Annotated in this window: 16 protein-coding genes, 1 tRNA gene and 2 pseudogenes; 17 read left to right on the top strand and 2 right to left on the bottom strand. The window is 59.0% G+C overall.

The features are described 5' to 3' along the window. Window positions 1-15 precede the first annotated feature (15 nt). The 5 genes and pseudogenes from ACMVY4_RS02380 to ACMVY4_RS02360 all read left to right on the top strand — a co-directional run bounded on the left by ACMVY4_RS02380 (window position 16) and on the right by ACMVY4_RS02360 (window position 8869). Window positions 16-552: a polysaccharide biosynthesis/export family protein gene (locus tag ACMVY4_RS02380; protein ID WP_416898601.1), complete on the top strand. Its 537-nt coding sequence runs from the start codon at window positions 16-18 to the stop codon at window positions 550-552. 1079 nt (window positions 553-1631) lie between these two features. Next, a complete protein-coding gene (locus ACMVY4_RS02375) occupies window positions 1632-2354 on the top strand; it encodes a hypothetical protein (protein WP_416898600.1) in 723 nt (240 codons plus the stop codon). A 606-nt stretch (window positions 2355-2960) separates the two neighbouring features. Continuing rightward, on the top strand, window positions 2961-3737 hold the full coding sequence (locus ACMVY4_RS02370; RefSeq protein WP_416898599.1) for an SH3 domain-containing protein: 777 nt from the start codon (window positions 2961-2963) through the stop codon (window positions 3735-3737). Window positions 3738-5307: 1570 nt separating this feature from the next. Continuing rightward, window positions 5308-6485: pseudogene (locus ACMVY4_RS02365) on the top strand (IS3 family transposase). Between the two features lie 458 nt (window positions 6486-6943). After that, on the top strand, window positions 6944-8869 hold the full coding sequence (locus ACMVY4_RS02360; protein WP_416898598.1) for a GumC family protein: 1926 nt from the start codon (window positions 6944-6946) through the stop codon (window positions 8867-8869). Window positions 8870-9554: 685 nt separating this feature from the next. Here the strand turns inward: ACMVY4_RS02360 and ACMVY4_RS02355 are convergent. Continuing rightward, window positions 9555-10696 (bottom strand): IS3 family transposase gene (locus ACMVY4_RS02355; protein WP_416900241.1). Its coding sequence is split into 2 segments (ribosomal slippage): window positions 9555-10435 and window positions 10435-10696, totalling 1143 coding nucleotides; the frame shifts between segments, so codons are not numbered across the junction. A 99-nt stretch (window positions 10697-10795) separates the two neighbouring features. On the opposite strand from ACMVY4_RS02355, the pseudogene ACMVY4_RS02350 reads away from it, so the two are divergent. The 5 genes and pseudogenes from ACMVY4_RS02350 to ACMVY4_RS02330 all read left to right on the top strand — a co-directional run bounded on the left by ACMVY4_RS02350 (window position 10796) and on the right by ACMVY4_RS02330 (window position 17076). Continuing rightward, window positions 10796-11931, top strand: a pseudogene (locus ACMVY4_RS02350) (IS3 family transposase). 699 nt (window positions 11932-12630) lie between these two features. Continuing rightward, entirely contained in the window at window positions 12631-13464 is an 834-nt protein-coding gene (locus tag ACMVY4_RS02345; RefSeq protein ID WP_416898597.1) for a sugar transferase, read from the top strand. Between the two features lie 895 nt (window positions 13465-14359). Continuing rightward, complete coding sequence (locus tag ACMVY4_RS02340; protein ID WP_416898596.1) at window positions 14360-14605, top strand: DUF3489 domain-containing protein; 246 nt, start codon at window positions 14360-14362, stop codon at window positions 14603-14605. A gap of 169 nt (window positions 14606-14774) precedes the next feature. Then, window positions 14775-15293, top strand: coding sequence for a DUF2924 domain-containing protein (locus ACMVY4_RS02335; protein WP_416898595.1), 519 nt, complete (start codon window positions 14775-14777; stop codon window positions 15291-15293). Continuing rightward, window positions 15286-17076, top strand: coding sequence for a recombinase family protein (locus ACMVY4_RS02330; RefSeq protein WP_416898594.1), 1791 nt, complete (start codon window positions 15286-15288; stop codon window positions 17074-17076). The genes ACMVY4_RS02335 and ACMVY4_RS02330 overlap by 8 nt, the downstream gene beginning before the upstream one ends. Before the next feature lie 195 nt (window positions 17077-17271). Here ACMVY4_RS02330 and ACMVY4_RS02325 read toward each other — a convergent pair. Next, a tRNA-Val gene (locus tag ACMVY4_RS02325) sits at window positions 17272-17347 on the bottom strand. 164 nt (window positions 17348-17511) lie between these two features. Between ACMVY4_RS02325 and fabD the strand changes: the two genes are divergently transcribed. The 7 genes from fabD (at window position 17512) to ACMVY4_RS02290 (ending at window position 25269) form a co-directional block, all read left to right on the top strand. Next, entirely contained in the window at window positions 17512-18453 is a 942-nt protein-coding gene (gene fabD / locus ACMVY4_RS02320; protein WP_416898593.1) for an ACP S-malonyltransferase, read from the top strand. A 31-nt stretch (window positions 18454-18484) separates the two neighbouring features. Then, window positions 18485-19222 (top strand): 3-oxoacyl-[acyl-carrier-protein] reductase, encoded by a 738-nt coding sequence (gene fabG / locus ACMVY4_RS02315; protein ID WP_416898592.1) that lies wholly within the window; start codon window positions 18485-18487, stop codon window positions 19220-19222. 202 nt (window positions 19223-19424) lie between these two features. Continuing rightward, complete coding sequence (locus ACMVY4_RS02310) at window positions 19425-19658, top strand: acyl carrier protein (protein ID WP_416898591.1); 234 nt, start codon at window positions 19425-19427, stop codon at window positions 19656-19658. Between the two features lie 25 nt (window positions 19659-19683). Then, window positions 19684-20952 carry a beta-ketoacyl-ACP synthase II gene (gene fabF / locus ACMVY4_RS02305; protein ID WP_416900240.1) on the top strand — a complete coding sequence of 423 codons (1269 nt, stop codon included), beginning with the start codon at window positions 19684-19686 and terminating at the stop codon, window positions 20950-20952. Between the two features lie 9 nt (window positions 20953-20961). Then, window positions 20962-21942, top strand: a complete 981-nt coding sequence (gene mltG / locus ACMVY4_RS02300) for an endolytic transglycosylase MltG (protein WP_416898590.1) — start codon at window positions 20962-20964, stop codon at window positions 21940-21942. Continuing rightward, window positions 21939-24329 carry an ATP-binding protein gene (locus tag ACMVY4_RS02295; RefSeq protein WP_416898589.1) on the top strand — a complete coding sequence of 797 codons (2391 nt, stop codon included), beginning with the start codon at window positions 21939-21941 and terminating at the stop codon, window positions 24327-24329. The genes mltG and ACMVY4_RS02295 overlap by 4 nt, the downstream gene beginning before the upstream one ends. Window positions 24330-24405: 76 nt before the next feature. Further along, window positions 24406-25269, top strand: coding sequence for a YicC/YloC family endoribonuclease (locus tag ACMVY4_RS02290; protein ID WP_416898588.1), 864 nt, complete (start codon window positions 24406-24408; stop codon window positions 25267-25269). The last annotated feature ends 2 nt before the right edge of the window (window positions 25270-25271 follow it).

The following is a 25271-nucleotide window of genomic DNA, read 5'->3' as shown; positions in this document are numbered from 1 at the left end:
CAATAAGGTGTAACCTTGCCGCGTATTCTGGTCGCTACCCTTGTAACCATCTCACTGTGGCTGGGCGTGGTAAGTGTCTCACTGGCTCAAGGTGATCAGACATACCGATTGGGCGCCGGTGACCGGCTGAAGATCACGGTCTATCAGGAAGAAGACCTGTCCGGCGAATTCGAGGTCTCCGACACTGGCGAAGTGTCGATGCCCCTCATTGGCGGCGTCGATGCGGCCGGAAGGTCCATCCAGGAGTTGCAGGATTCAATCGAGGCGGCATTCCTTGATGGCTACCTGAGAAATCCTCGCGTCAGTGTCGAAGTGATGAACTATCGGCCCTTCTACGTGATTGGCGAAGTCAACGAACCTGGTAGCTACCCTTACAGAAGTGGACTCGACGTGCTAACCGCTGTCGCCATGGGCGGTGGTTTCACGTTCCGAGCGGACGAAGACGACATCATTATCAAACGTGCAAGCGACCCGGAAAATGAAATCCGCGCCAGAAGCACGACAAAAGTGCTACCGGGCGACGTTATCCGGGTAGATGAGCGCCTCTTCTGAGAATGCCGGCAACCGAAGAGGCCGTCGTCGTAACGGAAATTCTTTGGCTGGCTATCGGAATAATGGCGTCCACGGCCTGTTTTCCAACGCCAGGAGCCAGCCCTCTTACGCAGCCGCGTCGCAGAATCAGAATTTATTCAAGACAATCATGTCGTTAATCACAGTGCTGGCTTGCTCTCAGAGCCACTTCGAACGATCCCATTGACTCAACGTGGAAAGCTGAACCCCGACAGCCGGAGCCTCATCTATGGTGTTGCTTTTGGTGTGTTCCACAGAGTGCGCACCTATGGGGTCACTGTTACTATGAAAGCGACACCAGCAGATCGGACGCCGTTCGGGGTGCCCCGCGGCATCGCCGACTTAGATTCATCGGTACCGACACGGCCAGCCAGGGCATTCATGGGTACACCGGAAACCGCCATCGGATTGACCAGCGCGACATCAGGGTCGAAGTTATGCCCGTCATGATCGATCGGCCAGTGGCGACACCGGTCCGCGGGTCCTGAGGCAAGCGATGGTGGAACGCTTGTTTGCCCTCGTGGCGTGTCTCTTGGCTGCGGCTGGCGCAAGTCTGTGGTTTGGCGCATACACGTTATCGGAAAGTCTTCAGCTTGAGCTAAATAGACCCGAAACTTGGTCAAGTCGATTTCCCGAAGCTGACATCGTGCAGCGAGCGATCCGACGTGATGTCGCCCTCGGTACCTCTTGTGAGGTCCAGGCTACCGACACTGCCGAATCAATCCCTCAGCCTATCGCCGACTATTATTCCCTGATGCCAAATCACCCGATCATACTCCTGGAATTGGCGACGCTGGCTCAAGAATGCGGTCGAAGCAGTCTGATCGTTCCGCTGGTCCGGCGCGCCCTTGCGCTCGGTCGGTCAGATGTCAGCATTGTCGCCAGAAGTTACAGGTTTCGGCGATTCCTCGGGTTCAGAAGTCCCGACCTCGCGGCAACGCTGGATCAGAAATTCGTTCAATTTTGGTCCGCGAGTCCGCCAGCTCGCGCCGAACTTGCTCAGACGATAAAGAGCTGTTGGTCTTGCCAGGCGTCCCTGAAGAAGGCGGCGCCGGAAATATATGACGCAGTACGTGCATTTGGAGATTAACGAGAGCCCGAATTTTCCGCCAGTCTCAGTAAGGGTCCTGCACTTACAGAAGGGCGGACGAGATCCGGAGAACGAGATTTTTGAAAAGACAGATCATCGGCGAGTTGAACGCGGCGAAGACATACGGAAAGGGCGCCGTTCTGGCCGGTTGGCAAGAGGCACCAAAAGGCAGGATCTATTTTCGGAAGTCGAAGCTGATGTGCTGTATGTCTCGGACGCGCGGCGCATGAGGGTAATCGAGAGCGCTAAAGCCAAGCTCAAAGGGCTCCTCGCTGATGTGGACTTCGACCACGTCAAGCTGAAGGGCCCACTTGAACGAAAGTTCGAAAGCCCGTTACCAGGTAGAAAGGCTGTGACCCATCTCCGAGCCTGCCAGGGGTTGTCTGAACCGCCGGTGTCCGGTGTCGTCAGCGCCAATCGCAAGAGAGTTAGTTCTCACTTTACATGGGATGATGTTATCAAACTCGATCAGAGGTTGTGCGAGCCGGCGCACGTATGTTGGCACACCGGCTATCGCTGTCTGTATGCCCGGCTGCGTCGGGAAGGTGTCATGATCAATCACAAGTCTCGCAATTCTATCGTGAGGATGGCATGGCGCCAAGGCGACAACACAACCGCACGCGAACTGTCGGCACCCGGGCGCATGCTTGGGTGTGACTACAACCGAACCTGCAGTGGAGGTTCAAATCCGTGAACAATCAGATACCTTCTGGCGGGGGTCTGACGCCACTCAAAGTGGTCTGCCCGCCAGACCCATCGCATTCAGGCCGCAGTGTTGCGCGCGAGCTGACCGAGCAGATCTCCAATGCCGTACTGCCATGGGGTGGTTGGATCAGCGTTGAGTAGCAGGGCATCGCGTCGCATAGGTCGATGCAGCGAGGCGATGCAAAAAGCTTCAAGGGAAGGAATTGTTGAACCAAAGGTTATTGCTCTGCCTCGCCCATACACGTGTCGTGATCAGAGATTGGGTCGAGGATGACAACCGCTTGACGGCGGGCTCAAACTCTGGCTACGCCACAGGGCAGATGCATTCGCCGCCGAACGGGATATGCAAAGGCTTACTTGGGCAATCCCTGCATGCTCCGCTCCGCTTCGCCTGCCGGCCAGCGTGGCGGGAAAGCCACCCGAGTATTACCATTCCAACCGGTCCAATCGCTGGGGGCCGGTCCCAGGAGAAAGCAGGGAAAAGGTCAATGACAGGCGCGACATCGCCATCCGGAAATGCGTTTTCAAACCAAGCTTGCGCCACTAATCTCCGGCCCGAAAACGTACAAATCTCAAATGCAATCAGGGTATCCACATGAGTATGAGGCCATTCATTTATAGTGTAATCATTATCATCGCCCTCGTGCTGATTTTCCTAGGCTTCCGTGCGCAGACTGCGCTTACCGATGTCGAGGAAGACGACGGTGCAAGGAAGCTGATAGTTTCATTTTTTGCGCTAAAAGCGGGTGACACTAACATTTCGCTTACGCCAGGCCGATCATCAAGTGAGTACTTCTTCCAAGTGGCCACACTAGATGAAAATGCGCAGGTACTGCATTATGGGTGGATACGTCCGATTGACTGCAACACTAGCAAGAGAGATGGGTGCATCAATGTCCTGAGTAGTCCCAACCCGATAGACGCTCAAAGGGAATTGGCAGATCCTCCTCTGGACAACCACAATGAAAGCTTGGGGGACGAAGGCGCTAGCCGGCGCCTCCGGACCGGCGTCAACTCAAGTGAAGAACGACCTCAGTCGGCGACCTCGTTCGAGGTCAATGAAAGCACAGGGACGGTGGCAGAAGGCCGGCCGGAAGAACCGGCAGCCACGAATGAGCCAAGGGACGTCGCGGCGCCGAACCAAGACTCTTCGCAAGCGCGCGACGTTGAGACCTTTCAGGTTACGGCGCCCAGCGTAAACTTGAGGTCCGGGCCAGGGACCGAATATGGGATCGTAGATGTGATATCACCATCTGTGACACTCGTAATCATTGAGCAATCCGACAACTGGTTAAAAGTAACGACCACTGACCAAAATCAGCCGCTGGAAGGCTGGATCTGGAGCGAGCTTGTCGCTCCCCAGGATCGTTAGGCTTACTACTTTGCTGGCGTCCCTATCAGCCTTACTTCTCGCAAGCGGATTTATCATTTTGGGCTTGGCACGGCCCTTTTATGCGGCAACTTTTTTTATTGTTATTATTTTTCTAGCATTGGCTGCATTGATGTATCGCTCAGAGGATAGACGCCCTTCCTCAAACATGATAACTAATGGCATCCATTTGCGAACCATAAAAATACGTAATCTCGCATTTATTTGTTATCTTTCATTTTGCATGTTGTTGTTTTTTCAAATTTATCTTTTCGCCAACAATTTTCCAGGACAAACTTCCATTAATATAGGTAGGTTTGCAATCTTTAATTTGAACCTTGATATTTTTGCCGCAATCTCAAACTTAATTCTAATTTATTGCGGTTATAAGATATTGCATAGCAGAGCATCGTTAAATACGTTCTTTAAGTACTATTTTAATTTTCTTACTATAGTATGGCTGGCGGCATATCTAATTTGGACTTTTAATCCGAACTCCGCACTATTTTATTACAGTGAATGGGCTCGTTCGATTTTTTCGGGACCGCTTATCAACGCTAATCATTCTGGCGTAATTACGCTTCTCGGATTTGCATATTATTCCTTTTTATGTTGGCAGCATCTCTATGATTTCAAAAACCATAGAAAATCAGGTGTAAGTGTAAGCCTTTTCATTCGTCATCTTATTCAGGCGGGACTATTTTTGTATTTTAGTTTGATTGCGGACTCGTTAATGATATATCTAACTCTATTAATAGTATTTGCAACATCGTGTTTATTAATGATCTTTAGGCGATCAAAAGGGGTGGCCTTCGCAATCTCTGCCGCTCTTATAGTATCTGTATTCATTTCTTATATCTCGATGATAATTTTCGTCGATCACACAGCAGTGCCGTTATCAGGGCTATTTTATCGAAAAATCATAGGCTACGAAGCCATATACCTCATGGCCGATAGCCCGATTTTCGGTTTTGGGACTGGTAGTGTCTATCTTCTTCTACAGGGTCGATCGATAACGGCGGTTCCAGACCTTGTATTTTTAAGTTCACACAGCTACTATATTGATTTCATAATACAGTATGGAATTATCGGATTCGTGATCGCGTTTGTGGGTGTATTTATTCTACCGATTTATTTATTCTTTCGCTCACGTATATACGGTAACGAGCGGCCGTCAATTGAATTGCTAATTTGGTTTATTTGGCTAATTTTTCTGCTCACAGCATTGACCGATTTTGCCTTATCTATTCCATCGATATCAATGTTTCTCTGTTTTCTCACAGGAGGAGCCTATCGATTGTTCGCCACTGTACAGAGCCAAGTTACGGCTAGTAGACATTTTCATCGCCGTACGAGTTGAAGTCTGGTTTTCGCGGATCGGTTATCGTTCAGTTGGCCGATCGACGGTGTTCATTTGAGTGATCCGGAGAAGTTGAACGAGACTAGTGATAGCGTACTTCCCCAATGGAATTGGCTCATTCTGATATTTTGGTAAGACGAGGATCAGAAATCGTGACGTGCTCCCCGCAGGTTCCCGCAGTTGATATGAAAGTCCGTCATCAGGAGACGGACCATGAAGAAGAGCAGGTTTACCGAGGAGCAGATCATCGGCGTTCTGCGCGAGCAGGAGGCGGGTCGGGCGACGGCTGAGGTGTGTCGTCGTCACGGGATCAGCGAACAGAGATTTTATCGCTGGAAGTCGAAGTTCGGCGGGATGGGTCCGTCGGACGCCGCGCGATTGAAGAGCCTGGAAGACGAGAACCGACGGCTGAAGAAGCTGCTGGCGGAGTCCGTACTGGATAACGCGGCGCTCAAGGACCTTCTGTCAAAAAACTGAGAACGACTGCTGCGCGGCGGGAAGCAGCGCTCCGTCTGATGGCGGTACACGGCTTCTCCCAGCGTCGCGCCTGCAGGCTGATCGAGATCGATCCGAAGACAGTCAGACGGAAGGTGACGGCGGATGCGCCAGAGATACGGCAACGGCTGCGGGATCTGGCGGCGGTCCGCCGTCGCTTCGGCTATTGACGTCTGGGCATCCTGCTGGAGCGGGAGGGCATAATCATGAACCACAAGAAGCTTCTGCGACTGTATCGCGAGGAAGGGCTTGCGGTTCGTCGTCGGCGCGGCAGCAAGCGGGCGACGGGCACGCGGTCGCCGATGACGGTTCCGCAAGGGCCGAACCAGCGCTGGTCGCTCGACTTCGTCGCCGATGCCCTCAACTGGGGCCGGCGGTTCCGGGTGCTGGCGGTGGTCGACGACTTCACACGCGAGGCACTGGCGCTCGTCGTCGACACCTCGATCGGCGGCGCCCGCGTGGTGCGCGAGCTGGATACGCTGATCGCCCGCCGGGGACGGCCCCTGATGATCGTGAGCGACAACGGGACCGAGCTAACCTCGCGGGCGGTGCTCGAATGGACCAACCAGGCTGGCATCGAGTGGCGTTACATCGCCCACGGCAAGCCTACCCAGAACGCGTTCGTGGAGTCCTTCAACGGTCGCTTCCGCGACGAACGCCTGAACGAAGAGGTGTTCGCGACCCTCGCCGAGGCCCGCAGCGTCATCGAGCGCTGGCGGCAGGACTACAACCAGGTGCGGCCTCACTCGGCCCACGGCGGCTTCACGCCAGAGGCCGTGGCACGCCGGTCCGCGGGCGACCGGCTGCGCAACCCCGACCCGCTTCGCCGGACGCCCGCTACGATCGAGCCGGCAAAACAGGCAGTATCAGCAACCGTGGACTCTCATTATCCCTGAGGGACCAAAGGGGAGCACGTCATTCAGGGTCCCGATACTGCGCCTATGGCGCCATGGGAATACGGCTTCCGGGGAACATTCGCTGACTCGCTGATCGACGATTTGATGAACAGTGAGCCCCAGAACCCATGAAGGAAGCAGGAATTGTGATCGACGATTTGGGGCCCCAAGCCAACACCGCCAGGCCGCATAGTTCGATGGGTTTCGACCGCCGGCGAAGGAAGCTGTGGCCTTGCCACTGCCGCTCTTCCGTTCCAATCCGCTCCACGTCCATTGAGCCAAAACGCAAGACATGACAATGTGCTAACAATCAGCACGGACCGCCTGGACGGGGTCGCCCATCCAGGCCAAATAGGCTGAAATTCAACAATCTCCACGAATGACGCATTGGCTTGCCTTAGGCGGCCGCCCGGTGTACGAGACGCCTTGATCCTGACAGGTGGAATGTGACTGATCTCATGACAGATACGCCGCGCCCCGAAGCTTCGACCCGCGAAGTTACTTTGGTGGATTTTATCCATTATATAAAGAGAAATTATCTTAGTATAGCAGTCGCCATTGTTTTATCCTTTAGCGTAGTCTACTTTATTATGAGTTTTAGGATCCCAATTTACGCGGCGCAAACATCATTATTGTACCGACCAAATCAAACTGATTTCGCAAACGTTAATCTTTTGGCTTCCGGCGTGGATGTGAGTCAGGCAACTATCAACAACGAGATTGAGATAATTCGGTCAACCGCCCTTCTTTCCCGTGTTGTAGAACGTGCGGGATTGGATCAGGATCCCGAGTTCATAACTCCAGCAAAATCATTCGACTTCAATTTGCTCAGCACGGTAGTTGACAGTCAGTTCCGCACAGGTGTGCTTGGTTGGGTTGCGGCCGCTCTTGGTTGGAACGTGGCGCAAGACACCGATGAGAGTTCGCAACATCGTCTACCTCGCGTTGATCGCTCTGATGTTGCTGCGACCTTAAGGGGGCGCATCGAAGCTGAGAGTGAGCGCTTTTCTTACGCGTTCACACTACAAGCAAAATCTAATGTCCCGGAAAAAGCCGCGCTTCTAGCCAATACGGTGGCAGATGCATATATTGATGACCAATTAGAAGCTAAATTCTCAGAAACGCGTCGGGCTACTAAGTGGCTGTCGGATCGAATTGCAGAGTTGGAGGGGCGTGTTCGTGAATCTGAAACTGCCGCGGCCCAGAAGCGTGCTGAGTTTGCCGAAGTTACTGGTCGAGATGCATCAACTATTTCACAACAGATCGCGCAAGTTAGCGCACAATTAGTCACAGCGCAATCCAATTTGACGGCGGCGAGGTCGCGCTATGAAATAGCTAACTCTCGTCGTAACCAAGGTGAAGCGATAAATTCTGCTGGTATTCAAAACTCAGATGCGACGGATCGATTGCTTCAACTGCGGACTGAACTCCGTCGTCGAGAGGCTGAACTGTCTGCCCGCTATCTTGAAAAGCATCCGAAGCTGATTGCGGTCAGAGAAGACCTTCGTGAAACAGAACGGCGCCTAGGACAGGCTGTTGATAGCGCGGTCGGTGATGCGCGGGCTGAATTGAGGGCGGCCGAAATCACTGTCCAGAATCTCTCAAACGAACTGAGGCGGTTGGAGAGGCAGTTCCAAGCTTACCGTCAGGCAGACGTGGAAATTCGACAGTTGGACAGAGAGGCGGAGGCTGACCGTAATCTCTACGAAACGTACTTAGCGCGTCTACGCGAATCGACCGCTAAGGAGGATGTCCAGACAGCCGACGTCCGCATACTAAGGCGCGCGACGGTATCTACAAACCCTGTCGGTATTCCTGCCCTCTATATAGCTGTTGCCGGTGGTCTTGGTGGGGGTGCACTATGGCTTTGTCTCGGATTTGCGGTTGGGCTTCTGCGCCAAGGTTTCAATCACCGCGACGAGATCGAAGACACGCTCGGTGAAACCGTACTGGCAGTGGTTCCCGAAGTTAAATCGAGAAAACTTGAACGTGGAGTAGTTGAGTATCTTCAAAACGAACCGGAGACCGGGTTCGCAGAGTCTTTCCGCGCTGCGAAGTCGGTGCTTGCTCTGAGAAGTGTAGCCTCGAGAAACTCCGTCGTGTGTATAACTTCGTCGATACCGGGCGAGGGCAAGACGACATTTGCTAGTGGACTCGCGCACGAAATTTCGAAAACTAGTCGTTGTCTCCTGATTGAAGGTGACTTGCGCAGGCCATCTTTTTCGAATCAAGTGGTGATCGGGAACGGATCAGTTGGCGTGATAGACGTGCTTGCGGGCAAGGTATCGCTCAGTGACGCAGTGGTTAATGTGCCAGGGGCCGAGCTTTCAATTCTTTATGCATCGACTACGACTGGCGACTCTCTGAAGTTGCTGGAGTTCTGAAGCTTTTGGTCGTCTCGTTGAGGAGGCCAGACAAGCATATGACATGATAATCATAGATGCACCGCCGATCCTGGCAACGTCAGATGCGTTCGCGATCGGAAAGGTGTGCGACGCATTTATTTATGCGGTGGCTTGGCGCAGAACCGAGAAAGGTGCGGTGCGCTCTGGAATCAAGAATTTGAGAAGCACTGGATGCCGAGTCGCTGGCGTCGTTATGACCCGATTTGATATGGCGAGGGGCGGTGATGTACCTGGCTACTATCATGAAAATTATCGACGTTACGATAAATACTATAGGAATTAGGACGTGTTCAATCTGAGGGGTTCATATACGACGGCATGGAAGTCGTTGTGCCCGCCCAGCGTGATGGCCACGATGCAGTCGCAATTGGTGTCTCACGGTTCGTTGATGATTTGTGTGCCCACCTTGCGCGGACCTGCTTGAAGGCGTCACAAACGCTGCACCGTTTTGCGCGGAAAGTTTGTCCATGATAACGACGTCGCCAAGCCGAGGCTCCCGGGTGATCCCCTGCTCGACATAGATGCGGAAGGCGTCACCGTACATCGGGTCCTCGAACAGAACTGACCTGAGACCCGATTTCTCCTCCAGATTTGGATAGAGCCCGTCACTGCATGCGCTGAGCCCATTGTTTGGACCGCCGGAGGTTAGATTTTTCCGGCCTGATCACGATGACGGGCTGGTTGCGTCACCGGGATTATGTACGGCGATCAGGACGTTGTATCCGATCGCGCTGTGAGGCCGAACCTCATTGTAGTCTCTACGCCAAGTCTCCAGCTTTTCGCGGGCATCGGCAAGCGTCATGAACCAGTGCGCGTTCAGGCATTCCGTCCGGAACTTGCTGTTGAACGCTTCTATGAACCCATTGTCCGTCGGCTTGCCTGGGCGAGAGAAGTCCAGTGTCACGCCGTTCGCATAGGCCCAGAGATCCACATCTCGGGAGATGAACTCGCTGCCATTGTCGACACGGATTGTCTTCGGATACCCGACCTGTCCACACACTTGTTCAAGCGTCTGGACGACATCCTCGCCGCGATAGGAGAAGCGCGGATCAGTGGCGGGGCAGAAGCGTGAATGCGTATCGACGATGGTCAGGATGCGCAGTTTCCTGCCAGTAGCCAGCTGATCATGAACGAAGTCCATTGCCTGCCAGGCGGCAGGCGAATGCAAGCATTCGCCGAGAGCCCAGACTTCGTTCGGTCCAGCCGCCTCCTGGCGATCGTCACGCAGCTTCGCCTTCACACGGCGTTTGGGATGCTTGTTTCTCAGCTGCAGCCCTAACTCGCTGTAAATCCTCCGAGTCTTCTTCATATTTATCATCCAGCCCTCTCGGCGCAGCAGAATGTGCACGCGCCGATATCCGTAGCGGACACGCGTCTCAGCAATCTCCTTGATCCGACGCTCAAGTCCGGCCTGATCGGTTCGGCGGGATTTGTAGTGGTACGTCGATGTATCGAAGCGGAGAGCCCGGCAGGCCCTTCGGATCGACACGCCCCAATCGACCAACATCCCATCGACCAGCTGTCGCTTCCGAGCAGGCCTCAGAGCTTTCGGCGGATAACGTCCTGCAGCATCTCACGATCAAGACTCAGATCAGCAACCAGCTTCTTCAACCGGCTGTTCTCGTCCTCCAGCTGCTTCAGCCGGCGCATCTCGTCCGGCAAAAGCCCTGCGTACTTCTTCTTCCAGTTGAAATACGTCGCCTGACTGATTCCAGCCTTCCGGCATATCTCAGCAACCGGCAAGCCCGCTTCGCCCTGCCTCAAGATATACGCCTTCTGGGCGTCCGAAAATTTCGATGCTTTCATGCTCATCCGCTCCTTCTCCCCAGCCAGGGTTCAGGCGGAAAACTCTAACTTAAAACGATCCAGTTTTCGGGGGGCAGAGCATGCAGAGGAGACGGATTTATGAAGCGCAGTCGGTTCACGGAAGCGCAGATCATTGGGATCCTGAAGGAGCGCCAGGCCGGACTGTCGGCTGCGGATCTGTGCCGCAAGCACGGAATCAGCGACGCGACGTTCTACAACTGGCGATGGAAGTATGGCGGGATGGAGGTCGCTGACGCGAAGCGTCTCGAGGCACTTGAGGTGGAGAACGCGAAGCTGAAGAAGATGCTGGCTTAGCAGATGATGGACGTCGCGACGCTGAAAGAGATGCTCGGAAAAAACTTCTGAGGCCCGGTTCGAGGAGGAAAGCGGTGGACTGGGCCATGAAAGAGAAGAGCTACTCGCAGCGGCGGGCTTGTGCGCTGGCCGGGATCGATCCGCGAGTGTACCGGCGCCGCTCGAAGCGCCCGGAGGACACCGAACTGCGTATGCGTCTCAAGGAACTGTCGTCCGAGAGGCGGCGGTTCGGCTGCCGGCGCCTGCATATCCTGCTGAAGCGAGAGGGCTGGGAGGTCAACTGGAAGAAGCTCTATCGCATTTACCGGGAAGAGGGGCTCACGGTGCGCAGGCGTGGCGGCCGGAAGCGCGCGATCGGAACCAGGGCGGCCATGACAATCCCGCAGGGACCGAACCAGCGCTGGTCGCTCGACTTCGTGTCGGATGCCCTGTCAGACGGCCGGCGGTTCCGCGTGCTCTGCGTCATTGATGACTTCAGTCGTGAATGCCTGGCGACTGTGGTGGACACGTCGATCTCGGGCATCCGTGTCGCCCGGGAACTGGACCGGATCGCCGAGATGCGCGGCTATCCCTGCATGGTGGTCAGCGACAACAGCTTGCCCCGGACTTGATCCGGGGGCACCGAGCTCACCTCGAACGCCATCCTGAAATGGCAGGAGGAGCGCCATGTCGAATGGCACTACATCGCCCCGGGCAAGCCGATGCAGAATGGCCTCGTGGAGAGCTTCAATGGTCGGCTGCAGGACGAGTGCCTCAACGAGCATCTGTTCCCGACCCTGTTCAATGCGCGCCATCTGATCGCCGCCTGGCGCGACGATTACAATCATCACCGCCCGCACTCGAGCCTCGATGGGCTCACCCCGCGGGAGTATCATCAACGATCGAGAGAAGACCAGAACCTGAACAGCCCTAACCTATAAACGCGGACTCAAAGGGGAGCAGGTCAGAGTCAACCTTGAAGCGCGGTGTCGGTATGATGGGTTGCTTGTTGCCTTGGGGCATTAGGCGCCAGGCAGTTGAGATTGGCTCAATACCCATCGTCGACATGGTATTGAAGCGCTCAAGCTTCGGGTGTACTCCTGCCGCTACGCTGAGTGGGGCGGCAGCTTGCATTCGCTGTTTGGATCAAGTTCGTGTCGGATTTCATCAAGATTGTCGATGCTGTTGTGCAGAACTTTAGAAGTATCTGAATTTGGAACAGTAAAAATATGACATTTCCTGAAACCAGAACAATTCGTCACCTTTTTTGGGCTGCCATTTTTGTCCTCACTTCCACATTTATCCCGACTTTTTTTAGGTGGGGATGGGATGTCTTCACTCATCTAACAGTGGGTCAATTCAACAGTCTAGTTGCGACGTTTGTCTGCTCAACAGTAGTTATGTGGATGGTCATTCAGACGCGGTCAACTATAATAAGCAACTCACTTACAATATCATTGATTTATAGTATATTTGTTTTTTTCTCCTGCTATCTACTTTTTTTGTTTGCTAGGATTGAATTTGTCATTTATATAATGATATTGTCTTTCATATTTACAGCAGTTTGTGCGTATATATTATCAAAAATGCGTCGATCTACTCGCAATCAATATTATCTATTGCCGTACGGTGACTGTGTTGTGGAGGTCAAGGCGGGAAATGACTTATGGCGTGTGCTATCGGAGCCGAAAATTCGCGATCAAAGACGTGCGGTTATTGTTGCTGACTTACGAAGTGATATACCTGATCAGTGGGAACGCTTTCTGGCTCGATGCGTCCTCCATAACATCCCAGTGATCGATTATTGGTCGACATTAGAAATGAGATCAAATCGTGTAAAGATAGAAAATCTATACGAGCATTTTATGCATTCTTTGAATCCATCACCGATATATTTGGTTGTTAAAGGGCTTATTGACCGTGTCCTTTCGGCTTTATTGTTGGTTTTGCTTTTCCCAATTTTCATTGTAATTGGTCTAATTATCAAGATAGATACGAGCGGCCCTGTATTTTTCAATCAAATACGCATCGGATACCGAGGGCGTCCGTTTGTCATGTTTAAATTTAGAACGATGGTTCATGTTCGCGATCCTGGTTGGAAAACTAGCACCGACGAAGCCGATCCAAGGATTACACGAGCAGGGCGATTTCTGCGACGCCATAGATTAGACGAGCTTCCGCAGCTTATGAATGTCTTATTGGGGCACATGAGTCTAGTTGGCCCTCGGCCTGAGGCTGTAAAGCTGGCGCGATACTATGCGCATAGAATTTCATTTTTTAAATTCAGATACGTTGTAAAGCCAGGTATCACAGGCTGGGCTCAAGTCGAGCAAGGATTTGCTGCAGAAATTGAGACAATGGAACAGAAGTTATCTTATGATTTTTTCTACATAAAATACTTTTCGCCAACTCTGGATGCGCTTATTTTTGTAAAGACGATAGCTGTAGTTTTGTTGGGCAAGGGATATCGATAACATATCCTATCGACCAGTATCGCTCAGCAGCTCTTTGTCCTTGAGGCCAATCCGTGGATTGGTTTTTCAGCATTTACACAACCGGGAAAGCTCTTAGGTGGGGGATGGATGGCGCAATAGCGCGACAGTGGGCTGTGTTGTGAAATGCAAATGACCACTTGAAGCTTGACCGCTGACCGCACCATCAGAATTATGTTGGTCGTTTTCGTTATTATTGGGGCTGCAAACTCTTAGTACCGGACGCAATAGTCTGGACTCAGTGTTGCAATCAGCACCCAAATAGATCAGTGTTTCAGTGGTCATTGGGTGAAAACCCGCTCCCACCCAAGGCGCTCCGTCGCGAGCCGATCTTTAATTTGAACAGGTGTGTTAGCTTTATTATTGAGCAAATAGACCTGCCTCGAGAACTGGCCTGCCGAGTGAAATCAGCTGGACTTCGCCCTGTAAGGAAGCATGCATGCCGTTGGGGCCGGCGACGCGGGTAGGCGCGCAGGCGGTCCCGGCCCGGCCGCCACATCGCGGCCTGGGCTTCTCCTGGTGACAGCGCCGGCGTTGGGCCGGTGTCGACCGAAGCCACGGAGATCAACCATGATGAAGCTCAACGAGAAGCAGATTTCGATCCTTGCTAACGCCGCAAGCCGTGCCGACGACAACGTGCTGCCGGTGCCCGAGCACCTTCAGCTGAAGGGCGGTGCGCTTAATTCTGTGCTGCGGGCCCTGGAGCGCCGCCGCCTTGTCCGGCGCTCGGTGGACGATGAATTTGTCATTACCGAAGCAGGACGCAACGCAGTCACGGGAACCGGCGCCAGCGGCGCCTCTGACACTGGGAATACGGCTCCGGCGACACTGACCCCGCCCGCACAGACGTCAATCAAAGAAACGACCCGTGCCGACGTTGAGCAGCCGACGTTGCTCCGGCCAGGGCACGCGACAGGCGCAACTCTTCGACCTGCTGCAGCGGGACGATGGGGCCGACATCGACGAGATGGTCCAACTGACTGGCTGGCAACCGCACAGCGTCCGGGCGGTGCTGACAGGATTCCGCAAGCGGGGCATCGAGGTGACGCGGACCAAGAAGGTCAACGGCGTCAGCGTCTACCACGCGGTGGCACCCGCCACCGCGGACGTCGCAACCCGCTAACGGCGCAGGCCCGATGCGAAGGGAGAAGGCATCCCGTGCAGGCGACGACGGCGACGTCGCCGCCTGCGAGCTGGTTCCAGCGCCGGCCGTTGCCGATGTCGGGACCGGACCGGTCTCATCGCCGGACGCGGAACCGACCCCAGGAACCATCGACGCCCGAGTCCGGGCCATGCCTCGGGCAGAACTCGCCGTACTCTGGCAACGCCGCTGGCGGCGACCACCACCGAAGGGCCTGAGCCGAAGACTGCTGGAAGGGAATGCAGCGTGGCTGCTGCAAGCCGAAGCATCCGGCGGGCTGACAGCCGCCACCCGCCGCCTCCTCGATGCGCTGGCGCGGTCGCGCGAGAGCGAAAGTGGCGGAGCAGTGAATGGCGGGTCGTCGAATACAGCGGTCCCGCCTGCCGGCCGTCGCAAGCTCCGGCCGGGCAGCCGGCTGGTCCGGCAGTGGCAGGGCCGCAGCCATGTGGTCGAGGTGATCGAGGGCGGATTCGTCTACGAGGGTCAAAGGCACACCTCGCTTACATCGATTGCCCGCACGATCACCGGAACCCACTGGTCCGGCCCGCGCTTCTTCGGTCTCAACGCGTCGTCAACAGGCACCGGTCGGAGCATGCATGGTCAGAACCGGCATCAGGACGGTCAACAGTCCGAGATCGCTATGGCGCGCGAGGACCACGGTGATGTCTGAGCACAACCGGCAAGCCGACGATCGGGCGGGTGCGGGTCGTCACAGAGGGCAAGGTACGACGCGCGCCCCTGTCGGCAATCGTCCTGTTCACTGTGCCATCTACACAAGGAAGTCGACCGAGGAAGGGCTGGAACAGGCCTTCAACTCCCTCGATGCCCAGCGGGAGGCCTGCGCCGCCTATATCCGGAGCCAGCAGCACGAGGGCTGGAAGGAACTTGTCGAGCGCTACGACGACGGTGGCTTCTCCGGGGGTTCGATGGAGCGGCCGGCCCTGATCTCACTGATGAACGACATCCGGGCCGGGCGCATCGACACGGTTGTCGTCTACAAGGTTGACCGGCTGACCCGCTCGCTCGCCGACTTCGCCAGGATCGTCGAGTTGTTCGAAGGCCAGGGCGTCTCCTTCGTCTCGGTGACCCAGCAGTTCAACACCACCACCTCCATGGGCCGATTGACGCTTAACGTGCTGCTCTCCTTCGCCCAGTTCGAGCGGGAGGTCACTGCCGAGCGCATCCGCGACAAGATCGCCGCTTCCAAGAAGAAAGGCATGTGGATGGGCGGGGCTGTGCCGATCGGCTACCGGGTCGAGGACCGCAAGCTGGTGGTCGAGCCAGACGGTGCGGCGAGCGTACAGCGCATCTTTCAACTCTATCTCGAGCTCGGCTCGGTGAGAGAGGTCAGGGCGGCCTGCGACGCGCTAGGCATCGTTACTTCCCTCCGGACCAGCCGTTCGGGCCGATCTTCGGGCGGCAAGCCATTCAGCCGCGGCCATCTATACTGGCTGCTGCGCAACCCGATCTACATCGGACGTGTGAAGCACATCGGCCAGACCTACGGCGGCGAGCATGAGGCGATCATCGACATGGCCACATGGGAGGCCGTCCAGGCGATGCTCGACGGCCATGCGAAGCACCGGCAGGCGCCGATCAGTCTCTCCTCGCCCTCTCACCTGCTGAAAGGCCGGCTGTTCGACGAGGCCGGCGAGCCGCTCTATGCCACCCAGGCCAGCAAGCAAAGGCAGCGCTACTTCTATTATACCTCCAAACATCTCGTGATGCGCAAAGCAGAGAGCAGCAACGGCTGGCGGCTCCCCGCGCCGACGCTGGACAAGCTCATCGTCGATCAGCTCGCGGCGCTGCTGCGCGACCCGCTCCAAGCTATGGACCTATTGATGCATGACAAGAACGACAGCAACGACGTGACGGAAACAGTCGATGCGGCCAACCGCGCAGCCGATGTCTTGGTCGGCGCGAAAGGTAATGAGCGTCAGCGGATGCTCGATGCCCTGCTCGAACGCGTCGAACTCCGGGAGAGCAGCATCGCCGTCGGCATTCGACCTTCCGCCGTCGATTTCGTGTCTGGCCCTGATGGTCCGAGAACCGAGGTCTCGGGCGATGACGAACGGACCCAAACCGTGACCGTCGAGTTGCCGGTTCAGCTATCGCGACGCGCCAACGGCCGCCGCATCGTCCTAGCCGACCACGAACAGGAAAACGGCGCGCCTGACCCGAAGCTCGTTCAACTGATCGCGGACGCGCATCGCTGGAACCGGATGCTGGCCGAGGGCGAAGTCGCCTCGCTCCGCGAACTGTCCAATCGGGAACAGCTCGACCGAAGCGACATCGGACGGACCCTGAACCTCGCCTTCCTGGCGCCGGACATCGTCGAAGCCATTCTGGATGGACGGCAGCCTGCGGCGCTAACGGCCTATGGTCTCAGCCGCATGTCATCGCTTCCGCAAAACTGGTCCGAGCAACGCCGGGTACTCGGCTTCGAGGCCTGAGCAGTCCGCCCTGATCCGCGAATGATGGTGGGGAGGTCGAATTCGGCCACAAGAGACGCTCCCGTTTTCGGCGCGGCTTCGTCTCCCCTTCAGCGTCTCCCGGGACGCTGTTCAGCGGCTCAACACCCGCAAAGCCGCACAAACCGCGGGTCTGCTCCGGGGCGTGGTGTGGACATTGGTTCGCGGGAGACCGGATGGTGGGCGATACTGGACTTGAACCAGTGACCCCTGCGATGTGAACACAGTGCTCTACCAGCTGAGCTAATCGCCCCAACCTTCAGGCCGCGCGATATAGGTCGGCGCGACGGCCAAAGTCAAGCGCGACAACGCCCGTTTTCCGCCGAATAGGTGTTGCGCCTCCGGGCAGTGGGGCCTTATGTGAAACCGGTCCGGCGCGAAGACCGGGCAGAGCACAACGACGCAACGGGGTGGAACATGGCGCGTGCCTTCATCTTTCCGGGACAGGGATCGCAGGCGGTCGGCATGGGCGGCGAACTGGCCGAGGCCTTTCCCGCCGCGCGCCAGGTCTTCGAGGAGATCGACGACGCGCTGGAGCAGCGCCTGTTCCGCCTGATGCAGGACGGCCCGGAGAGCGATCTGGTGCTGACCGAGAACGCCCAGCCGGCGCTGATGGCCGTCTCCATGGCGGTGATGCGGGTGCTGGAAGCGGAAGGCAATGTCGATCTGAAGAAGTCGGCGAAGTTCGTGGCGGGGCATTCGCTGGGCGAGTATTCGGCGCTGGCCGCCGCCGGCGCCATCGGGCTGGCTGACACCGCGCGCCTGCTGAAGCGGCGCGGCAAGGCGATGCAGCGGGCCGTCCCGGTCGGCGAGGGCGCCATGGCGGCCCTGCTGGGCCTCAGCCTGGAAGAAGCGAGCGCCGTGGCCGAGGAAGCCGCCCAGGGCGAGGTCTGCGCCGCCGCCAACGATAACGCCACCGGACAGGTCGTGGTTTCCGGCTCGTCGGCCGCCATCGACCGTGCGGTCGAGATCGCCAAGGAGAAGGGCGCCAAGAAATCGATGCGCCTGAACGTGTCCGCCCCGTTCCACTGCGCCCTGATGCAGCCTGCCGCCGACGAGATGCGCGACGCCCTGGAAGGCGTGACCATCAAGGCCCCGGTGGTGCCGGTGGTCGCGAACGTGACCGCCGGTGCGGTCTCCGATCCCGAACGCATCCGCGAGCTGCTGGTCATGCAGGTGACCGCGATGGTGCGCTGGCGCGAGAGCGTGCTCTACATGAAGGATCAGGGCGTCGGATCGCTGCACGAGATCGGCTCGGGCAAGGTCCTGGCCACCATGACCCGCCGCATCGACCGCGAGATCGAGGCGAGCGCGGTCAACACCCCCGAAGACATCGAGAAGCTGCTGGCGTCCCTCTGACGCCCCGGCAACAGCTGGCGGAGGATCATCCATGTTCGACCTGACGGGAAAGACCGCGCTGGTGACCGGCGCTTCCGGCGGCATCGGCCGCGCCGTCGCCGAGACGCTGCACGCGGCCGGCGCGACGGTGGGGCTGCACGGCACGCGCGAGGCGGTGCTTCAGGAGGTTGCGGCATCGCTGGGCGACCGTACCCATGTGCTGCCCGCCAATCTGGGCGAGCCCGGCGCGGCGGCCGAACTGGCCAAGGCCGCCGAGGCGGCGATGGGGCAGGTGGACATCCTGGTCAACAATGCCGGCATCACCCGCGACAACCTCGCCATGCGGCTGAAGGACGAGGACTGGGATGCCGTCATCAACGTCAATCTGAATGCCGGTTTCCAGCTGGCGAAGGCATTGCTCAGGGGCATGATGAAGCGCCGCCATGGCCGCATCGTCTCCATCACCTCGATCGTCGGCACGACGGGCAATCCCGGCCAGACCAACTACGCCGCCGCGAAGGCAGGCACGGTCGGCTGGACCAAGTCGCTCGCCGCCGAGGTGGCTAGCCGCGGAATCACGGTCAACTGCCTGGCGCCGGGCTTCATCGCGACGGCGATGACGGATGCCCTGGGCGACGACCAGAAGGCGAAACTGAATGAGGCGATTCCCGCAGGGCGTATGGGCACCGGCGGCGACATCGCCGCGGGCGTGCTGTATCTGGCGTCCGACGAGGCGGCCTATGTCACCGGACAGACGCTGCACATCAATGGCGGGATGGCGATGATCTGAGCGGAAATGCGCGGAAATCGGCGGGTCCGCGCGCGCTTTCCCTGTTCTGGAAAGTGTGTTAATCACCGCCGGATTTCGCGTTCCGGAGCCGATTCGACGCTGAAAATCGGCGGAAATCCGGGCTTTCGGGACGCAGGTTACGGAATTTCTGGCGGGGCGCGCCCCGCCGAGCATCAACCTTTGGGAACCAGGGAAACAGACCATGAGCGACACTGCAGACCGCGTTAAGAAGATCGTCGTCGAGCATCTCGGCGTGGAGGAGGACAAGGTGAAGGATCAGGCCCACTTCATCGACGATCTGGGCGCGGACAGCCTGGACACCGTCGAGCTGGTCATGGCCTTCGAGGAAGAGTTCGGCATCGAGATTCCGGACGACGCGGCTGAGAAGATCCAGACCGTCAAGGACGCGATCGACTACATCTCGTCCAACACCTGACCGCCGGAGGCACGCTCCATTGGAAATGCGCCGCGTCGTCGTCACCGGACTGGGGGCCGTCACGCCCCTTGCCTGCGGGGCCGAGGAGACCTGGTCCCGTCTGTTGAAGGGCGAGTCCGGGGCCGCCACCCTGGCAAAGTTCGACACCTCGGATCTGGCCACCAATTACGGCTGCGAGATCAAGCCGAAGACCGATGACCGTCCCGACGGTTTCGATCCCGACGACTGGGTCGACCCGAAGGAACAGCGCCGGATCGACGATTTCATCGTCTATGGCCTGGCCGCGGCGAAGCAGGCGCTGGCGGATTCGGGCTATGCGGCCGAGACCGAGGAACAGCAGTTCCGCAGCGGCGTGCTGGTCGGCTCCGGCATCGGTGGCCTGTCCGGCATCGCCGAGGGGGCGCTGACGCTGGAGAACCGGGGGCCGCGCCGTCTGTCGCCCTTCTTCATTCCGGGACGCCTGATCAACCTGCTCTCGGGGCACATTTCCATCAACAACGGCTTCAAGGGCCCGAACCATGCGGTCGTGACCGCGTGTTCGACCGGTGCGCATGCGATCGGCGACGCCGCCCGCATCATCGCGCTGGACGACGCCGACGTCATGGTCGCCGGCGGGGCCGAGGCCGCGATGGGCCGTCTGGGCATTGCCGGCTTCGCGGCCGCCAAGGCGCTGTCCACCGGCTTCAAGGATGCGCCCGAGAAGGCGAGCAGGCCCTGGGACCGGGGCCGCGACGGCTTCGTCATGGGCGAGGGCGCCGGCATCGTCGTGCTGGAAGAGCTGGAGCATGCGAAGGCCCGCGGCGCGAAGATCTACGCTGAAGTGGTGGGCTACGGCATGTCCGGCGACGCCTATCACATCACCGCGCCGTCCGAGGACGGTTCGGGCGCCTACCGCTGCATGCAGGCCGCCGTGAAGCGGGCCGGCATCTCGGCGCAGGACATCGACTACATCAATGCGCACGGCACCTCGACGCCCCGTGGCGACGAGATCGAACTGCGCGCCATCCGCAGGCTGATGGGCAACGAGGACGTCCGCGCGACCATGTCGTCGACCAAGTCCTCGATCGGCCATCTGCTCGGCGCCGCCGGCAGCGTGGAAGCCATCTTCTGCCTGCTCGCGATGCGCGACCAGATCGTGCCGCCCACGCTGAACCTGGAAGATCCCGACGACGGAGCCGCCGGTCTGGACCTTGCGCCGCTCAAGGCGAAGGAGCGCAAGATCGACATCGCGCTCTCGAACTCCTTCGGCTTTGGCGGCACCAACGCCAGCCTGATCTTCCGCCGCCTCGATTAGGGGCGCCGGATGAAGGCGATCCTGCGCCTTCTTCTGGTGCTCATCGTGCTTGGCGGCGCCGGCGCGGGCTACGCCGTCTGGCGGGGGCTGGAGGTCTACCGCGAGGAAGGGCCGCTCGGGAAGCCGGCCCTCGTTGTCGTCGAGCCGGGCGAGGGGCCGCGCACCATCGCCGCCCTGCTGGTCGCCGAGAAGGTCATCTCCAACAGGTTCGTCTTTCTGGCGGCGCTCAGACTGACCGAGGACGGCAGCCGGCTGAAGGCCGGCGAGTACCGCTTCGAGCCCGGCATTTCCATGGAACAGGCGATCGCGAAGCTGGTTGCCGGCGAAACGGTGGTGCGGCGCCTGACGGTGCCCGAAGGCATGACCTCGGCCGCGGTTCTGGAACTGATCGAGCAGACACCGACGCTCACTGGCGATGTGCAGGAAGCTGGCGAAGGCGAACTGCTGCCGGAGACCTATCACTTCAGTCTGGGTGACAAGCGCCCGGAGGTAATCCGGCGGATGCGCCAGGCCATGCGCGCCACTGTTCGGGAACTCTGGTCTGGCCGCGCCGGGAACCTGCCGATCTCGACGCCCGAGGAAGCGGTGATTCTCGCCTCGATCGTGGAGAAGGAAACCGGGGTGGCCAGCGAACGGCCGCGGGTTGCGTCGGTGTTTCTCAACCGGCTGCGCAAGGGCATGCGGCTGCAGTCGGATCCGACCGTCATCTACGCACTGACAGAGGGCAAATCGGAACTGAGGCGGCGGCTGACGCGGACCGATCTGGCGACGGATTCGCCCTACAACACCTACAAGGTCGGCGGACTGCCGCCCGGCCCCATCGCCAATCCGGGCCGCGCGGCCATCGAAGCCGTTCTTAATCCGATGCAAACCAATGATCTCTACTTTGTCGCCGACGGGTCCGGGGGCCATGCGTTTGCCGAGACGCTGGACGAGCACAACAGGAACGTAAGGCGCTGGCGCAGGTTGCAAAAAGATCGGGGGGGATGAACGCCGACCGGCCCGTCGATGGCGGGCGGGGCGTCGACCCTGCGCTGCTGGACGCCCTCGACGGCCTCAACCAGGCCGCGGTCGTCTTCGGTCCCGACGGACGCCTGTCCGAATGCAACCGCAGCTATGTCGAGACCTGGCCGCAGCTTCACGACATGATCCGGACCGGCGTGACGGCGCAGGAACTGTTCGAGGCCGCGTGGGAACGGAATGTCTTCGCCCGGGCCGGCAATCGGCGGGACGTCTGGATCGAGGCTTCGATGAAGCGCTATGCGGCGCTTGACGGCTCCGAGGAGATCGAGCTTTCCGATGGCCGCTGGCTGAACTTCGTCAACAGGGCGCTGTCCGACGGATCGACGCTGACCGTCGTCCGCGACGTGACCGCCGAGAAGCAGCGCCAGCTCGACGCCGCCCGCGAAGCCGACGCCTTCCGCGATCTGGCCCTCAGCTTTGCCGACTGGTTCTGGCAGACCGATTCGGAGCACCGTTTCGTCACGCCCACATCGGCCTCGCTGCCCTATGCCAACCAGTTGCCCTACTTCTTCGGAAAGACCCGCTGGGAGGCCGTCGGCGCCGACATCGAGGCTGATCCCGATTGGCGGGCGCATGTCCGGTCCATGGAGGCGCACCGTCCGTTCCGGGATTTCCGCTACAGCTATGTCGGCTCGGACGGGAAATGGCGCAGTTCCCGGATCAGCGGCGTCCCCATCTTCGACGACAAGGGCCGCTTCACCGGCTACCGCGGTACCGGGATCGACGAGACTGCACTCTCCGAGGCCGACCGCCGCGCCGGCCGCGCCGAGACGGTGCTCAGGGATGCGATCGACAGTCTCGGCGACGGCGTTCTGCTCTTCGATTCCGATGACAGGCTTGTGCTCTGGAACAAGGCGCAACAGGCGGTCTACGAACCGGTCGGCATCATCTTCGAAGCCGGCATGACCTTCGAATCCTTCGTCGTCGCGGTTGCGCACAGCGGGCTGGTCGAAGAAGCGACGGACGATCCGGACCAGTGGATTGCCCGCCGGCTGAACCTGCCGAGACCGTCTCCCGCTCCCATCGAACGCAGGATCGGTGGCGAATGGTACGAGATCCGCGAGGCGCCCACTTCCGATGGCGGCTATATCCAGCTGCTGTCGAACGTGTCGCGGCTCAAGGACCAGCACGCGGAACTGATGGCTATCAAGGCCTCGCTGGAGATGCGGGTCGAGGAGCGGACCCGTTCACTGGCCGAAGCGGTGGTCCGCGCGAAGGCGGAGGCCGGCCAGCGCGCCACGGCCGAGCGTCAGTTGCGGGCGAGCGAAGAGAAGTTCCGGGCTATCGCGGAAGGAATCAGCTCGGGCCTCTATGTTCATGACGGTCAGGACGCCCTGTTCGTCAACCGCGCCCTGATCGAGATGCTCGGCTTTGACGACGAGGCCGACCTGAAGGCCGCCGGCTCCATCGAAACGCACTACCATCCTGACGAACTGCCCAGGTTGCGGCAGTTGGCGAAGGACCGGCGGGAAGGGCTCGACGTGCCCGACCGCTATGAAGTCCGGATGCGCCGGAAGGACGGCTCGATCTTCTGGTCGGAGCAGTTCGTCGCGCTGATCGCCTGGGAGGACCGGCAGGCTTTTCTCTGCGCCGCCGTCGACGTCGACAGCCGCCGGCGCATGACCGAGGAGCTTCGCCACGCGACAGAAGCGGCTGAACGCGCCAATGACGCCAAGTCGCAGTTCCTGGCCAAGATGAGCCACGAGCTTCGGACGCCGCTCAACGCCATCATCGGATTTTCCGAGATGATCTCGAACGAGGTGCTCGGCCCCGTCGGTTCGCCGAAATATGCCTCCTACTCCCAGGATATCGTCCACAGCGGCCGGCATCTGCTGGAGCTGATCAACGATCTGCTGGACCTGTCGAAGATCGAGGCCGGCGCGGTGAAGCTGGACCGCTCGGACATTCATCTGCAACGCATGATCGAGGAATGCTTCGATCTGATGTCGCCGCTGGCGGAAGGCCGTCAGGTGCGGCTGGCGGCGGTCATGCCCGAGGACCGTCTCGTGATGCGGGCGGACCGGCGCAGCATGAAGCAGGTGCTGATCAACCTGATGTCCAACGCCATCAAGTTCAATCGACGGGGCGGTACCGTGGAAGTCGCCGCGGAACGGATTTCGGGCGGCTGCCGGATCACCGTGCGTGACGACGGGATCGGTATCGCCGACGCGGATCTCGACGTCCTGTTCCGGCCCTTCGGACAGATCGACAACCAGATGGTCGCCGAACAGAAGGGCACGGGGCTGGGCCTCTCCATCGTTCGCGGTCTGGTCGAACTGCATGACGGCGAAGTCTCGGTCCACAGCCGGCCCGGTGAAGGCACCGCCGTCTCGTTGACCCTGCCCGACGCTTGATCGCCCGGCGCGCGCCGGTAGGCTCGGTACTCCTTCCCACGAAGATTCGCACGGACCGCCCATGAGTCTCTCGAGCATGACCGGATTTGCCAGGCGCGACGGCGCTGCAGAGGGATGGCGCTGGGTCTGGGAACTCCGCAGCGTCAATGGCAAGGGCCTGGATGTGCGCCTCAGGCTGCCCTCCGGCGCCGACGCCCTCGAACAACCCGCGCGCAGCCTCTGCCAGAAGCGGCTGGGCCGCGGCAATGTCTCGGTCTCGCTGCAGCTGGAATTCGCCGACACGGCGGCGGGCTATGCCATCAACCGCGACTGGCTCGCCACGCTGATCGAGGCGGCCCGCGACGCCAGCGGCGACGGGGCTGTCGATGTCGCCGCGCTGATGCAGGTCCGTGGCGTCATCGATTCCGGTCAGGCCGCCGAAGATCCGGAAACCCTGGCGGCGCGCGACGCAGCGATCGGCGAGAGCCTGTCCGAGGCGGTGGAAGCGCTGGCGGCGGCGCGGGCCGAAGAGGGCGCGCGGCTGCAGGAGATCCTGTCGGGCGTGGTTTCCGATATCGAGGCGCTGATCGCGGCGGCGGCGGATGCCGAGGCGGCCCGTCCGGCAGCCAGGCGGCAACGTCTTCAGACGCTGCTGAAGGACCTTCTGGAACAGGATCCGCCGCTGACCGAGGACCGTCTGGCGCAGGAACTGGCGCTCCAGATGACGCGCGGCGATGTTACCGAAGAGCTGGATCGCCTGCGCGCCCATGTGCAGCAGGCCCGGGAACTGCTTGCCTCGAAGGAGCCCGTCGGCCGCCGGCTCGATTTCCTGGCGCAGGAGTTCAACCGGGAGGCCAACACGCTTTGCTCGAAGTCATCGGATGTGCAGCTCACACGCATCGGCATGGACATGAAGGTGGCCATCGACCGCCTGCGCGAGCAGGTGCAGAACATTGAGTAGCC

It is taken from the genome of Minwuia sp. (assembly GCF_048007105.1).
GTDB lineage: Bacteria > Pseudomonadota > Alphaproteobacteria > Minwuiales > Minwuiaceae > Minwuia.
This window is presented reverse-complemented; position numbering and strand designations above follow the sequence as displayed.